A 15,926-nucleotide genomic window follows, 5' to 3' on the forward strand; every position below is an offset into this window, starting at 1 on the left:
CGCGTCATCAATTCATGATGCGGTGTGGCTTACACATGCCTGCCCACTGCGGCAGCTGACTTCCTATACCCCACGGGTTTCTTTCTACCTCGCATGATTGCACGCATACACCCCTTCTTTCTAGCGGCCTGCCTTCTCCTTAGTCTGGCGCTGACCGTACAAGCCCAACAAGTCTACCAGGCAGAATCGGCGGTATTGCTCAACGGCCCCACGGTTGGCAGCAGCGGTGGTATTACTTACACCGAGCACATTACCCGGCGTGGTTCAAGTACCGTTTCTGGTACTACGGCAGTTCCTGGGTCCTCTGTCACCTTTGCCTCGGTTATGGTGGGGGAAGCCAAAACGTACGCAGTGGACTTCCGGTACGCCGCTGCTCGCCCCTATGCATCGAGCCTGAGCATTTATGTGAACGGCACTGACGTCACGCAGGCACTTTTTCCCTCCACAGGCGACTGGTCCATGTGGGCAACCCATACCGTGGCACTGAATCTACGCGCCGGTACTAACACGGTGATGCTACGCTACGATGAAGACGATAACGGCTGGATAAACCTCGATTACATTGAGGTAAAGCCCGAGGCCAGTGCTGCCCACTACAAAAACGGAGCCGCCCCCACCGCCGGGTGGTTTCCTCAGGAACTATCCGTGGACAAGTTCACCGGCACTGCGCACCTGTTCCTGCCGCTGCACACAGTGCAAGCCAATGGTGTGGCGCTGCCGCTGGGCCTGGCCTACGCCGCCACCGGGGTGAAAATGAACGACCAGGGCAGCCATGTAGGCATCAATTGGGCCTTAACGGGCGAAGTCAGCATTAGCCGGGAAGTGCGTGGACTACCCGACGATATTGCCTATGTGGATGCTGCTGAAAAACGCTACGGGTGGCTAATGTATCCGACTCCCACCCAGCCTACCTCCGGGCTGACACCTGATGCCGTTATCAATGCTGTGCCCAATGCCCCAGCGGCGTTTTCTGCGACGGCCTGCACGGCTACCGAAGCGACGGCCTGGCAAGCGCTTACCCAGCATGGTAGCCTGGAGCACGGGCGCCCCACTCCCCGTACCTGGTACGATACTGAGCCGGACATATTTCATTACTCGCTGCCGGGGCACTCCGGCAAGTTCGTGTTCGATGCGCAGGGCAACGTCCGCACCATTCCCTTCGACCACATTACCATTACCCCCGTCCGTGACCCCACCAATGCGGCCACTGGCATTGCCAACTTTGTCATCCGCACGGCTGATGGCACTCAGTACCACTTTAATTTCCAGCACCGGGAGATAGTGACGAAGAAAGTGGTGAGAAAAGTAGTGGCTCCTACCTGCTTTCTGCGCGACTATTGGCTGTACAATCTGCCCGATGCCAGCCCGAGTGTTGTATATGCGTCTGCGTGGAAAGCATCGGATATTACCACCGTTGCAGGTGAGCGACTTGAGTTTGATTATTTCGAATCGTCTGCCTCAGAAGACCCAGTGCTGTCACTGCGTGAAGTGGCACGGGGCACGGACTGGACGGCCACCGTGGAAGAATACCGAACCCAGGTTAAGACGACCAAACAATATTTAACATCGGTTGCCTCCCCAACTCTGCGGGTGAAGTTGAACCTTGTGCCATTCAGTGAGGCATATGCGCTGCGCTCAGTGGAAGTGTTTTCCACCGCCAACTCTTCCGCCAGCCCCCTGCTGCTTCGCACCTACCTTCTCGACTATTACACTGCCCGCCCGCGCTGGGCCGAATTCAGCGACTACTCTCTTCCCCGCCAATTCCTGCGCCGCATTCAGCTGGTTACTGAGTGTTCCACCCAGCCACTGTACGAGTTTGCTTACGACCGTGTGGAAATTGTTCCGGGCAACAATCCCAGTCTTACCCGCAGAGACCGCAGAACGGTAGTGGACCTGCCGGCCCCGGCAACCGGCACGGGTGAGCAGGACTACTGGGGCTACTACACCCCCAACGGCAGTCAGTTTCTGATTCCAAAGCTGTTTGTCTATCCCCGGCTAGCCACCAACCCCGCTTCGTTGCCTGGTGCTCCCTACCGGCTGTACGAGGCCACTGGGTCAGCAGAGGCCGGCGTGGGTTTCACCTTACCCGGAACCGACCGACGGCCGGCGGCCTATTTCAACTTTACCCCTGCGCTTATTGGGGCACTGACTACCATAACAGCTCCTGGTGGCGGCAAAGTGCTGCTTGAGTACGAGCCTCACCGTTTTTACGACCGGCTCGCAGCCCAGTCCTACCCCGCTGGCGGCACGCGCATTCGTGCCATTCGGGTGCAGGACCCCATCACCGGCATCGAAGCCCGGCGCGAATACAGCTACCAGGAAGCCGATGGCAAGTCCAGCGGCGTGCTGTTGCGGATGCCTCGCTTCGCTTTTGCCGTGCCGGCAGCCGGGACTTCCCCCCAACAGCAGTGGACCGCCGCGACGGTGCGGTCTGGAGAGGACTTGACGGAAGACCCATTTGAAACAAGGGCCCTGGGTTACCGCCGGGTAAGCGAACAGATGACGGGAAAGGGGCAGGTTGTTACCGAGTACCACGTTCTGGGGAGCGCCGATGAGAACAGCGTTGCGTCCGACCCAGCCGCAAACATTCCCTTCTCGTGGATGCGGCCCATCATGGGCATAGCCCGGCAGGGCGGTTCTGCGGGGTGCCCTGACCTCTCCCCCTTACAGGCCGGAACGGGCCTGTACCCCTTCGCCCCGCCTACCAATTACGATTTCCGCCGGGGCTTACCCCAGCGCATATCCTACCTGGCCGAGCCGGCCAGCGGGTCCACCCCGGCCTTGGTTCGCCAGGAAACGTTTGCGTACGAGTACCGCAACCTGGAGCGAAGGGGCCTGGGCTTGGTCCAGGGGCTAGCTTACGAGCTTCTGTCGGGCGGCAGCAGCTCTGCCTATGCCTACGCTAAGTATCCCATCTTAACCGATTTTCTCTATGCCATTCGGCATCAGACCGAAACGCTTCCTTCGAGTGGGATAGCAGCTAACCAGACGGATACCTGGTACAATTACAATTCACAAGGGTGGTTAGCTGGTCAGGGAAAAACCAATAGCGATGGCAAGGGCTACCGCACGCGCTACAAGTACCTGACGGATTATCCCCTGACGGCCAGCCCTGCCAACACGGAGAAAGGCAGGCTATACCAGGCCATGCGGGACCGGATAACCCTGTCTGCTGAGAAAATCAGCGCCACTCCGGTTGAGGCTATCTCCGAAATTGTTGCCGGACGCAACGACATCCAGTTTGCCGGCGCCACCCTACATACGTTTGCCCTGGCTTCGGCAGGGACCGGCATGCCCACCCGACCCTATCAGACCCTACGCTGGCAGCCAGCCGGGCCGTTGGTCCTTTCTGCCGGGTACGACTCTACCCGTGTGGAGCTTACTGCTGCCGGGGCCGAGCTACATATAAGCCCCCGCTTCCGGGTAGCATCGACGCTGCTGGAAACCACCCCGCAGCTAGCACCGCTCACTACCCGAAACACTGCCGGGCGCCAGCTTGCTGCCGTGCACCTGGGCTACAGCAATACCTTGCCCGTTCTGCAAATTGCCAACGCCCAGGCTTCGGAAGTGGTGTTTTCGGATTTTGAATCCCTAAAGCCGTTTGCCTTCAGCGCTTCGACCGGTACTACAGTGGCTAAGTCGGCCGCGCGCACGGGGAGTGCGGGCCTGGAGCTAGAAGCGAATGCCTTTCTAAGTGCACAGCTGCCGTCTTCCGCCGCCCCCGCTTACCGGCTGAGCTTCTGGGCACGCCCGGCAGCAGGCACAAGGCCCACCATCACTATCACCGTCACCGGTGGAGCCGGTGGAATCCCACCTGCCCTCGCGCCGGTATCCATCGCGTCGGGTAATGGACAATGGCTGTTGCATGAAGTCGTAGTCGACCTGAACGGCATTCCGCCAGCGAACCGCAGCAGCTTTACCTTAAAGCTACTAACCGATGCTGATGTGCAGGTCGACGACGTACTCTTCCTGCCCAGCAGTGCCGCCGCCGCCAGCACGACCTACGATTTAATAAAAGGCAAGACCTCCGAAACGGATGAGCGCGGCCAAACACTCTTCTACGAGTACAACCCAATGAGCGAGCTGGTGCGGGTGCGCGACCACAACCAGGCAATTGTGAAGCAAGTGGAAAAGGTTGTTGCTGGTCGTGTGCCGGTGCTCAAGCCCTCGTTTGTCGTTTCGGGGGCACTTCATGACCGAGAGCAAATCACTTTTACTACCTGCTCCAGCTCGGGAAACCTGTCTTATAGCTGGGATTTTGGTGACGGTACAATCACGGGGCCTGGTTCGAATTCAAGTGTCCAGCATTCGTTCAACACCGGAGGCCTGGTGCGTACTTACGCCGTTACGCTTTCTGCTCGCGTGCCTGGGCAAAGCAACGTCTATACCTCCACTCAGTATCTCGAAATCACGCCCGCGCCGGTCTCAGTGGGCTCGTGTACCACTGGTATTATCTCCGTTGACAACTGCGGCGTGCTGCCCGATGTTATTACCGATACCTGCGACCCGTCTTATATTCCTCCTGCGTCGAGACCTGCTACGAACACCTATAGTGTAGATATACAAAGAGGCTCTGGCCTTGTGTATGTCTGGAGGTTTCAGGAAGCGCCCAGCACCGTAACAGCGGTACAGCCTCCCTGGCAAGTCCTGGCTGGTCAGTCCTCCTCGTTCATTACCGTTTCAACCCTGGGTTCCATTGGCCGGCGCACCTATCAGTGCACCATCTACAATACCAGCGGTGTGGCATTGGGCAGTTCCCAGCCATTCTCGATACTGTGGTACAACAGCCAGAACGACCCTAATACAATATGTAATCCGGCCGAATAGCCTGCCCGAAGCTTCTGTGATGCTTGACCGCGGCTATTCAACGAAGCATTAAAAGATGCTTCGACCAGCTCAGCATGGCACCCTATGGGGAGAGGCTGCCAATTCTTACATCCCACTACTTAATAAGGCATTAGCCTAAGATATGAAGCCATTTCTACCATGTGGCCACACCACGTTGCTTATTTTCCTGCTCAGCCTGTTAGGACTGGGAAACGCGTGGGCACAGGCCCCGTCAACGCAGATTTCTATTCGTGGGCCGGTGCAAGCCTGCATTGGGGTACCAGTGCAATTTGATGCTGTCATCACCGGGGACGCTCAATGCACTACCTGGCAATGGTACGACAATGGCGGCGGCACGCAGGTAGTGCTGGGTAGTCAGGACGGGACCAGCACCTCGTTTACGTGGATGAGCGCCGGCACGTATACCGTTCAGCTTCGGGCGGCATGCGTCGACGGCCTGGGAGTGTCGTCAAATGAAAGCACAAGTGTACAGGTAACCGTCGTTAACCCGCCCACCAACCAGTTCATTACCATCACCGGTGGGGCCGCGAATATTACACCAACCAGCGCTACCGTATGCCTGGGAAACTCTTATGTATTGCTACCTCCCAGCAATGCCAGGAACTGCCGATGGAGTGTTGACACAAACGCGCCCTTTTGGGCTGCCAGCGGCGGCGGCATCCGTATTCATAGTGGCCCTCAGCCCTACACCAGTGCCGTTTATACCCTGCAATACGATTTGTATCCGGCCTCGCCCTGCCCCCTTTCACTCACCTTTACAGTAAGCGTAAAAGAGAAAGCAAGCCCAGCTATCATTGCGGGCACGGAGCGGTTTGGCCCCGGCAGCCTGTTGCTAACGGTGCAAAATCAGCAGCCCAGCTATACCTACACCTGGTACGAGACGGCGACGGGTCCGGCAGTTGGCCAAGGCCCTACTTTCCAGACGCCCTCCCTTTCCACAAGCCGGAGCTATTACCTGGCCGTCACCTCCTGCGAGGAAGGGCCCCGGCAGGAAGTTAAAGCCCTGCTGCGCCAGGTGCGCATCACCGTCGATGGCCAGGTTCCAACCCAAACGCTAACCGGTACCCAGGTCGTACTCGAAGCCGACCCAGGGAACGGCCCGTTTATGTGGCTGCGCGACGAGGAAGAAATTGACGGGGCAACCGGCCGGCAGCTGACCGTTACAGAGGCCGGCCGCTATGTGGTACGGTTAACGGGCGTTTCCGGCCCCGAAGCCGAGTCCCTCCCGGTAGATGTACTGCCCTTTACCCAGTTAAAGGAATGGACGGTGCTCCGACCAGAGGTAACCGACCCACAGGAGGTGGCCGGGCTTAGTCCTGGGGAGCGAGGCCATACGGTCACTTACGCCAATGGCCTGGGCCTGCCTATACAGCAGCTGGGCGTGCAGGCCGGCCCCACCCAGGAAGACATCGTCCAGCATATTGGCTACGAGGGCACCGGCAGCACGGCCCAAACTTTCCTGCCCTTTCCGGTAGCGGAAGCCGACAAAGCCGCTGGCGCGTACGAAGCCGACCCGCTGGCCAGGCTTGATGCCTACTATGCTTCTAAAGGAGGGGCACCTTTCAGTACGACCACTACCGAAGCCTCGCCACTGGGACGCCCGCTGGAGCAAACCCAGACCGGGCAGGCCTGGGCCGGCCATAGCTCCCGCGTGAGCTACGCAGCCAATACGGCCACCGAGGTTCGCTACTGGGCCGGTCTCGATGGAAGCCGCTTTTACCCGGAAGGGCAGCTGCTCAAAGAAATTGCCCTCGACCCCGACAACCGCCGCACCGAGGTATTCAAAGACCAGCTGGGCCGGGTGGTGCTGCAACGCAAAGTAGATGGAAATCAGCACTTCGACACCTATACCGTGTACGCTGATGCGGGCTACGTGCAGGCCGTCATTCCGCCCCAAGCTGTGCGGATAATGGACGGTACCCGGCAGTGGAATATTCAGGATGCAGGCTTTAAATACCGGTGGCTGTACCAGTACAGTTACGACGACCAAGGCCGATTGGTAGAGCGCAAGCTTCCTGGCGCCGAGCCAATGTACCTTGTGTATGACCCCTATGACCGGCCCGTGCTGGTACAGGATGGCAACCACCGCGCCGCCAAACAATGGCTCTTTACCAAATTCGACGCGCAAAACCGCCCGGTGGCGGAAGGCATCTGGCAGAGCAGCCAATCCCGAATAGACGTGCAAGCCGATGCCGATAATTTTGCGGCGAACCAAACCCAGGACTACGAAAACCGAACGGCTGACGGGTACACCACGAACCACACCTACCCGTCTATGGAGGACGGCGTGGACGGCGCGGTCCTGCTGTCGCTCACGTTCTACGACGACTACGACCTGAACCTGGACGGCGACCCCGACTTCCGGTTCGCTCCTGAGCCGCGACTCGCCACGACCGAGCAGCCCGAACCAACCGACCACACCCGAGGCCTGGCCACCGCCACCCGCCGACGGGTAGTAGCTCCTGGCAATCAGTATGAGAACTGGCTTACAACGGCCTTGTTCTACGACCAGTACAGCAACGTGGTGCAGAAGCAAGGCGACAACTTACTGCAGAGCAGCCGCAACCAGTCCCTGGCCGATATCACAACACTGGTGTATCGCGACCATGGATTCGTGCCGCAGGTCCTGCGCACCGTCAAACAGCAGGAGTACGGGACGGGAACTCCGGTAGTAGTGAGCAACCGCTTCGCCTACGACCCCGCCGGCCGCCTGCTTCATACCTGGCAGCAGCACGAACAACACAATACTCCCGAGCCGGAAGTGCTGGTCAGCAGCAACGACTACAAGGGCTTGGGCGAGCTTACGCAAAAGCGGCTGCACGGCCGCAGCCCGGGTGCTAAGTTCCTGCAGTATGAGGATTTTGCCTACAACCAGCACGGACAGCTGCAACGCATCAACAACAGCGACGAGCTGCTGCTGACCAATCCCGAAAACGACTTGTTTGCCTTTACCATCGACCGGGAGCAGGTAGCCAGCGGCGGTGGCAATACGCCGCGCTTCGACGGCGGCATTTCGGCCGTGAGCTGGGCAACCCACAATGCCGCGCAACGCAACCAGCCCGAACGCCAGCGTACCTACCGCTTCGCCTACGATGGCCTCGGCCGGCTGACAGACGCAACCTTCGCGGCGCGCACGGGCCCCAGAAGCGGCTGGAACCTGGAGGTGGGCGCCTACGACGAAAAAAACATCGGGTACGACGCCAACGGTAACATTACTGCCCTGCAGCGCTACACCCAGCAGCTAGATGGTAAGTCGCCGCAGCTCATCGACGATTTAAAGCTGTACTACACTGCCGGAACCGATGCCGGTAACCAGATGACCGGGGCCTACGACTGGGCCCAGCACCCGCAGGGCTTTAAAAACTCGGTTACCACGGGCAGCAGCGACTACCAATACGACCCGAACGGCAGCCTAATCCGCGATGGCAACAAAGGCATCGACTACATGTACAACGCCCTGAACAAGGTGGAGCGGCAAAAAGTGGGCGGCAACAGCATTGCCACCACTTACGATGCCAGCGGCACGGTATTGCGCAAGGAAACCAAAACGAATGACCTGAAGACGGAGTATTACATCGACGGCTTCGTCTACGAGTACTCGGCTACATTCCAGGGACTACGCTCCGTACCCACACCGGAAGGCCGGGCCCTTATGGTGCAGCCCACCGACACCAAGCTGACCTACGAGTACCACCTACGCGACCACCTCGGCAACCTGCGCGTGGGCTTCCGCGCCCTGCCCGGCACCGAAGAGCTGCGCCTTTCTTCCGAGCGCGACGAGGACGATGGCCCCTATCCGCAATTTGAAAACGTGGCCGCGACGCGCAGCCAGGCCACGCCCGCCTACGACGGAGACTTCGTGGCCGAGGTGACCAACCAACAGCAGGGGCCGGCCATTGCCGTGCCCGTCGCCCACGAGGACCACCTGCGGGTGCAGGTGTACTACAAAACGCCCCATGGCGTGCAGTATTCCCGCGTTGCGGCCGCAGCTACCCCGTCGGCATTGCCGCAGGTTGCCCTCGCCCTGGCGCCCGCCTTGCTGCCCCTGGCACCCGCCACACGGCCGGATGGTCGGCCATCGCCACAAGTAGCGCCTGGGCTGCAAGTGAGCGTGTCGGGCTTGCTAAGTGCCCTCGGCCGGCGCCGCCAGACCCCGAATCCCGCCCTGGCCGGCAAACCCGGGCCCTCGCCCCCTTATGCAATGCATGCCTACCTGGCCTGGACCCTGTTCAACGCCGATGGCAAAGCCGTGCAGAAAGGCTCCCAGCTGCTGCCCGTCTTCAACGATATGGATTGGCACCCACTGGAACTGGAGCTCGACATCGACCTCTCCAGCGAGGAGGCCCGCACCGGCACCCTGCGCCTGCAGGAAGTGAACGATGCCTCCCGCCCCGTGTATTTTGACTTACTGACCATCGCCCATCCCAAGGACGAAGCGGTGGTTTCCCAGGAAAACCACTACTACCCTTTCGGCATGGCCCTGAGTGGGGTAGCAGTGAACACCCTTCCCGCGCCTGAGCTGAGCAAGCTGCAGTACAACGGCGGCTCGGAGCTGCAGGACGAGCTGCTGGGCAGCGAGCAGGGCATCTACAGCACCTTCTTCCGCAGCTACGACCCCGTGACGGGCCGCTTCCAGGGTGTGGACCCGCTGGCGGATGATTATGCTGACTTCAGTCCTTATAGCCTTGGCTTCAATAACCCAGTAAACTTTAACGACCCCGACGGCGACGAGCCAGTCTTTGTAAACGGGCGCTATATGACCCCCCACGTTTTTAACGGCGGAGAAGGAGGAGGATGGGATGGTTCCACCTTAAGTTTCATGATGTCTGAGCAAGGTTGGTCGGGGACGAGTTACGGGTATGGAAGAGATGGCAATTTCGATAATGTAGAAATTACTATTACTACCACGGGTGTCAATTATTTAGGCGATGGAAACGGTAATGAAGACCTGACAACAGCTATGCCTTGGTCGTATTCAACCACTATTAAACCACCATCAAGCATACAGCAGGGTTGGCATAGTTTATCTAAAAGTGACTTGTCCACTTATTATAGTTCAACCCATAATGGTCAAGTAGGCGATGCAAATCAGCTTGGAGCAACGTTTGAAGGAATTTTTGGAAGACTTGCAAGCCATTTAAAGGTTTTGCCTTACACTGGAAGGCCCTTTACAGGAACTGGGCGTAACACAGTACCTGACTTTAGAGGACCCGCAGGTTATTGGCCTAAGAGAGGAATACCCCGTGTTGTGCCCAACGGTGCTTGGTATGAGCTAAAAGCTAAGAATGGCGCCTTATATTTATCATCAAATCAATATCAAATTAAAGGTCACATTGATAATCTATCCTTACAGTTTAGCAGACAAATTCAAACAAGCAACTTCAGGCCAGTTCTGTGGTTAGTAACAACGGCAGATGTAAAGTATTCGGCTTCAATTGCTTCACATGCACTTGGGAAAAATGTCTCTTATGGTCACGCCCATATTGAATATAGGATTGTCAATAACACATACCAATTCAAGTTTTCAACACCTCAAGCCCCAGGCCGATAATTTTACAAAATTTAGAAATGAATGAATCGCAGATGCCAATAAGCAAATCCGCTCCAATTCGTGCTATTAGCACGGAGCAAGGGATTAATTACCTTGAAAGTAACCATATATCAATTAATGACTTTATTGACAAGCAAATACCATCCAATTATGGAATGGTTTATTCTCTTCCTAGTGGCGAGGTGGTTTTATTAGAAAGCGGGCTTAGAGACAAATACACAGCATTTATCTTCGATAGTATGAGTGTCTTTGAGAAATGCTGTGAAATCGACTATTTTCCTGTGCCAAAGGAAAATATGACATGGCTTGAGGCTCATGCGAGTGAAGTCCAAAATTTTCTAATCGAAGACGATTTTTATTTGAAGCCTTTGTATAGCATATTGGACAAAATGCCACTATTCAACAATATTAATGAATGCCAATCTATATTTGATAAAATTTCAATTTATATTCGAAAAAAATCAATTGCTTTTGAGGAGAAAGAAAATATATGCTATTGTTTTAGTTTAGCTGTAGCTAGATTTTGCATTCAAAAAATGCAAATCAAATGGCAAATCAAAAAATTTTATGAAGTATTTAACCCAATTTATGTACCATTTTTGGTCCACAAAGAGCACAATAGCAATATATTAGCCAATATCTTCGAGCCTATTTTTCGCGTACGTGATTCTCCTACAAAATTACCATTCAGCCTTTTCTTTTATCAATTGTCTAATATATCTATTGATATTAATCTTGACGAATCAACCAGTTGACTAAAGTTGGTTGCTTTCTATTTAAACAATCTATTTTTAAAAAAACATGATTAACTTTGAAATAAATATTTATTATTGAAATACTCTACTAAACTGGCGCGAGCTTGTAGCTTGTAATAGCTACGGAAGTAAAATATCCATATCGTCCTGTACCTGCATTAGTTAGTATATATTCGGTCTTGAAAGGAACTTCCTTACTTATTGTTGAAATAAAAGCGGCCTGTACCAAAGCCCCTCTACCCGCATGAACAAACCCCTACTCTGCCTGCTGCTCGCCCCGCTCTCCGCCGCGCTGGCCCAACAGCCCACTCCCATCAACCTGCAGCCCGGCGCCGTCATCACCCTGCCGGCCGGGGCCGCGCCCAGCGCCCTGGCCGTGGCCGACTTCAACCAGGACGGCCAGGCCGACATTGCCGTCTGCCAGCGCGGGCTAAACTCGGTGGGGGTCTACCTGCAGGCCTCGGGCGTAACTTTCCCCAACCCCGCCGTGGGCACCTACCCGGCGGGCACGGCCCCCACGGGCCTGGTGGCTGTGCCCCTGGGCCATTCCGCCTCCCGCCCCTCCATCGACCTGGTGGCTGCCAGCGGGCCCAGTTCGTCTTACACGCTGCTCACCAATAACAACAACGGCACCGGCACCTTTACCCCCGTATCCAACGGTGTTAGCGGCAACTTTTTAGGGTACACGGTCGGCGCCGTCAGCCCGCAGCTGCTGGCCTACGACCTGGACAGCAACGGCTGGGCCGACTTCGTCTTCACCCACGATGTCCCCAACGTCGTCTACGCCGGGGCATATTGGGAGCGGCTGATGAACTCAACTAGACTGAGCAGTACCGGGCCCCAGACCTGGGCCCGCCCCGGCTACCTGCCCTCGAGTGTGGCCATCAGCGACTTCAACCGCGACGGCTTCGTGGATGTGGTGCAGACCAACCCCCGCGGCCACGAGTTCACCGTCACCCTCTCCGCCCCCAGCGCCTCGGGCCCGAGCTGGAGCATCGCCACCAACGTGCAGCGCCTGCCCAGCAACGGCCTGCGCCCCGTGTTCGTGGCCACCGGCGACGTCAACGGCGACCTACTGCCCGACATCGCCCTGGCCCACGAAACCAGCCAGGAAATCACCCTGTTCCTGAACACGCGCACCACGCAGTTCATCGCCCCGGCCGCCTACCCACTCTCCGGCGCCCCGCGCCAGGTGCTGCTCAAAGACCTCAACAACGACAACCGCACCGACATGGTGGTGGTCACCGCCGACGGCTGGCTGCAGGTGTTCGAGAACTCAGGCTCGGCGGGCGTGTCCCGCTACGGCACGCCCATTATGCTGGCCGCCGGCGTCGACCCGGTGGCCCTGCAGCTGGTGGACGTCGACGGCGACCGCCGCCTCGACGTGGTGGTGGGCTGCGCCGGCGACCACACCGTGCGCGTGTTTCTGAACCGGTCCGGCACGCTGGCCAGCCGCCCGGCGCAGTGGGCCGGCGTGGAGGTGTTTCCCAACCCGGCCCACGAACGGCTGACCCTGCAGCTGCCGGTCAGCCTGCGCGGGCCGGTTACGGCCACCCTGCGCGATGCCCTGGGCCGCGTGGTGCGCCAGCAGGCCGTCGCCGCGCCGCTGGCTACCCTCTCCGTGGCCGACCTGTCCCCGGGAGTTTACGCCCTGCAGCTGTCCACAGCCGAAGGAACGATGACCCAGCGCGTCGTGGTAGAGTAACCCCCAGCCAGCACTGCTGCCCTTAGAAGTGGGCGCCGGCAAGAACTGGCTGGAAGCGCATTAAGAGCGGGGCCCGCAGAAAAGCAAGTGCTTATCGGCGATTTCCTGCTTGCATGACGGCTTGTAGCGGGGCCCTGCCCAAGCCTGGCCTGAAAATGCTTACGCCTTATTTACCATCGGCCAAATCCATAATTGTTTTATATAACCTACAATTTATATAAAAATCTTTATCATGAAAAGTAAGCTACTGACATTCCTATTATTCATTGGCTCAGTGTTTATTGCCAATTCTATTCGAGCCCAGAATAAGCCAACTGATAAGCAGGCAATTGGTATGTTAATAGAATTTTATAGTGCTTATATTACAGTAATCGCGGATTCCAAATCGCCTGCTGACTTGAAAGAGCTGGAGGCACTTTCAAAAAAATATTGTACTACGGGCCTTTTAAGAAAAATCAATGCCCAATATGTGAGTGGGCGTATGGACTCTGATTTTTTTACTCACACCCAAGACGCTAGCCTCTCGATGCTTAAATCGATGGCTTTTAGCAAAGATGTTAAAAGGTTAAATGGCTATACACTTTATTTTTCTGATTCGTATAATAAGCATATAATTCATTTAACAGTAACTAAGCAAGGGGGAAAATATAAAATTTCAGATGTTTATTAGGCACACCAGGTTTATACTTATCGCGAAGTGGTTTGCGAAAAAGAACGATGTAGAGACGTAACCGAAGGTCAGCGCAGCTACTATTTTGCGTCTCCGGGACGGCGCCATTTGCACGTCGTGCTATCAACGTTCAACCGGCATCGTTCAACGACGAGACGCAAAATGTTGCGTCTCTACTTCCAGCAGAGGGCTTGCGCAATTCACCTGGTGAGGAGTTTAACTTAACTGAATAAACAGGCTTACTCTGGCTGAGTCTCGCGGCGTGCCCCTGGAAGTGAAAGCAGGTACCGGTAAGAACTGGCTGGAGGCGCATTAACTGTGCTGAGATACAGATAGAGCACACTTGGTACCCGTCGCGCTTTTTTTGGCTATGCCAGGCTGAAAAACTGTTCTTTCCGCGCTTCATAAGTTGTATATTCGGCTCATGTTCGCCCGGCTGGTTGCTGTTTCTTGCTTGCTCCTGCTGGCTCTTGCCACTGCCGGGCAAGCTCACGCGCAGGTCCTGCCCAGCCTTTCCGATAGTCTGCGGGCGCCTGGGTTCCGCCGCTGGCCTATTCCCTTGCAGCTGGGTGCGCTGAAGCGGGCTGGTACAGCTGACATTCTCCAGTTGGAAAAGCTGGCCCAGCCGGGCCAGCCGCCCTTGCTGCGTAGCATGGCGTTGCGCCAGCTGGGCCAGCTTTACATAAACGACCACAAGGGCGCGCTGGGCGTGCAGCGCCTGCTGGCCGGCTACCAGCTGCTCGAAAGCCAGCACGATACTGTCCGGCTCGTGGAGTACGCCACCTTCGTCAGCTGGGGCTACATCCTGCTCAGCCAGCCGGAGCAGGGGCGGCAGTTTGCCCAGGCCGCCCTGCGCTATGCCGGCCCCCACGCCGAGCCCCTCACGCTGGGCCGCATCTACAACGTGCTGGCCATGGCGGAAGGGCTGCGCCACGACTACCAGGCCGAAATAAGTGGCTACCGCCGCGCTTGCCAGGAGGCGCTACGCGCCGGCAACCGCCAGCACGCGGCGGTGTACCTGGGCAACCTCATCCAACCCTACCTTACGCTGGGCCGCCTGGCCGAAGCCCGCCGGGTGATGGACTCCGCCCTGCTGGTGCGTCCGCCGTTCAAGCAGATAGACTACTACATTAAGTCCGACGAAGCCGAGCTCCTCTACCGCGAGGGCCGCTACGCGGAAGCGGTGCAGGCGGCCCGGCTTATTCAGCAGTACTGCATAGGCTGGAAAGACTATAACCTGCTCTGCGACGCCCTGCGTACCCTGGCCCCGGCCCTGGCCAGACTAGGCCAGCACGAGGAGGCATATGCTGCCCAGCTGCGCCTTACACAAATCAATGACAGCCTGTACGAAAGCTCGTCTATCGCCCGCATGCAGGAAATGCAGGCGCTCTATGAAAGTGAGAAGCAGCTGGCCCAGCTGGCCCGGCAGCGCCACCGCATCAGCGGGCTTGACGCGGCGGCGGCGCTGCGCGAGGCCGACCTGCGGCGCCGCACCACCCTGCTCTATGCCCTACTGACCGGGGCAGCCCTGCTCCTGGCCCTGGCCGCCACCCTTTACAATCGCAACCGCCTCAAGCAGCAGGCCAACGCCATCCTGAGCACGCAGAAGGCCGAGCTGGCCGTAGCCGCTGGCAAGCTGCAGGCCCTGAATGCCACCAAGGACCGCCTGTTTGCCATTGTGGCCCACGACCTGCGCAACCCGCTGGCGGCCCTCACGGGCATACAGACCATTATTCAGCGCTACGTGCGCCGGGGCGAGCCCGAGCGGCTGGTAGAGCTGGGCGACCACCTGCAGCAGACTGCCCAGACCCTGTACGGGGTACTCGACAATGTGCTGGGCTGGGCCGTAAGCCAAAGTGGCGACCTAGAGCCCCGACCCGAGCTGCTCGACGTGTCTCTCCTGCTGCGCGAAGCCCTCAGCATTGGGCAGCTCCAGGCGACGGCCCAGGAGATAGAGCTGCGAGTAGATGCCGCTGACGACCTGTACGTGACGGCCGACCGCCAGATGCTGCGCACGCTACTGCGCAACCTGCTGGGCAATGCCCTGAAGTTTACCCCCATCGGTGGGCAGGTCACCCTCACCGCCGAAGCGGAAGAGGACAGCCTGGTTTTCCGCATTACCGATACCGGGCCGGGCTTTTCGGCCGCGGCCGCTGTCGCCTGGGCCACGGCGGAAGTAGGCCCCCGCACCGCCGACGCCAGCGGGCGAACCGGGGTCGGCCTGGGCCTGGTGGTGTGCCGGGCCTTTACCCGGCAGCTGGGTGGGCAGCTAAGCTGGCGCAACCGTGCCGAAGGCGGGGCCGAAGTAACGCTGAGTCTGCCCTTGGCCCAGCCCATTGCCGTGCCGGCCTAGGCACCCGGCGCTTCCGCTGCCGCCTTGTTCCGTCGGCTTCCATT

6 protein-coding genes are annotated in these 15,926 nt (G+C 57.8%); all 6 read left to right on the forward strand.

The features are described 5' to 3' along the window. The first annotated feature begins 93 nt into the window (after positions 1-93). Positions 94-4,827, forward strand: a complete 4,734-nt coding sequence (locus tag ABD919_RS04800; protein WP_345234304.1) for a carbohydrate-binding protein — start codon at positions 94-96, stop codon at positions 4,825-4,827. 283 nt (positions 4,828-5,110) lie between these two features. After that, positions 5,111-10,399 carry a DUF6443 domain-containing protein gene (locus ABD919_RS04805; protein ID WP_425556397.1) on the forward strand — a complete coding sequence of 1,763 codons (5,289 nt, stop codon included), beginning with the start codon at positions 5,111-5,113 and terminating at the stop codon, positions 10,397-10,399. A 17-nt stretch (positions 10,400-10,416) separates the two neighbouring features. Then, positions 10,417-11,154: a hypothetical protein gene (locus ABD919_RS04810; protein WP_345234308.1), complete on the forward strand. Its 738-nt coding sequence runs from the start codon at positions 10,417-10,419 to the stop codon at positions 11,152-11,154. Positions 11,155-11,398: 244 nt separating this feature from the next. After that, a complete protein-coding gene (locus ABD919_RS04815) occupies positions 11,399-12,859 on the forward strand; it encodes a T9SS type A sorting domain-containing protein (protein ID WP_345234310.1) in 1,461 nt (486 codons plus the stop codon). Positions 12,860-13,091: 232 nt separating this feature from the next. Further along, complete coding sequence (locus tag ABD919_RS04820) at positions 13,092-13,529, forward strand: hypothetical protein (RefSeq protein WP_345234311.1); 438 nt, start codon at positions 13,092-13,094, stop codon at positions 13,527-13,529. A 607-nt stretch (positions 13,530-14,136) separates the two neighbouring features. Next, entirely contained in the window at positions 14,137-15,882 is a 1,746-nt protein-coding gene (locus tag ABD919_RS04825; RefSeq protein WP_345234313.1) for a sensor histidine kinase, read from the forward strand. Positions 15,883-15,926: the final 44 nt, after the last annotated feature.

Source organism: Hymenobacter saemangeumensis (genome assembly GCF_039541835.1).
In the GTDB taxonomy this organism is placed as follows: Bacteria; Bacteroidota; Bacteroidia; order Cytophagales; family Hymenobacteraceae; genus Hymenobacter; species Hymenobacter saemangeumensis.

Coding starts and splice junctions, on each gene's coding strand:
- ABD919_RS04820 (WP_345234311.1), top strand. CDS start 13,092: ATGAAAAGTAAGCTACTGACATTCCTATTATTCATTGGCTCAGTGTTT.
- ABD919_RS04800 (WP_345234304.1), top strand. CDS start 94: ATGATTGCACGCATACACCCCTTCTTTCTAGCGGCCTGCCTTCTCCTT.
- ABD919_RS04810 (WP_345234308.1), top strand. CDS start 10,417: ATGAATGAATCGCAGATGCCAATAAGCAAATCCGCTCCAATTCGTGCT.
- ABD919_RS04815 (WP_345234310.1), top strand. CDS start 11,399: ATGAACAAACCCCTACTCTGCCTGCTGCTCGCCCCGCTCTCCGCCGCG.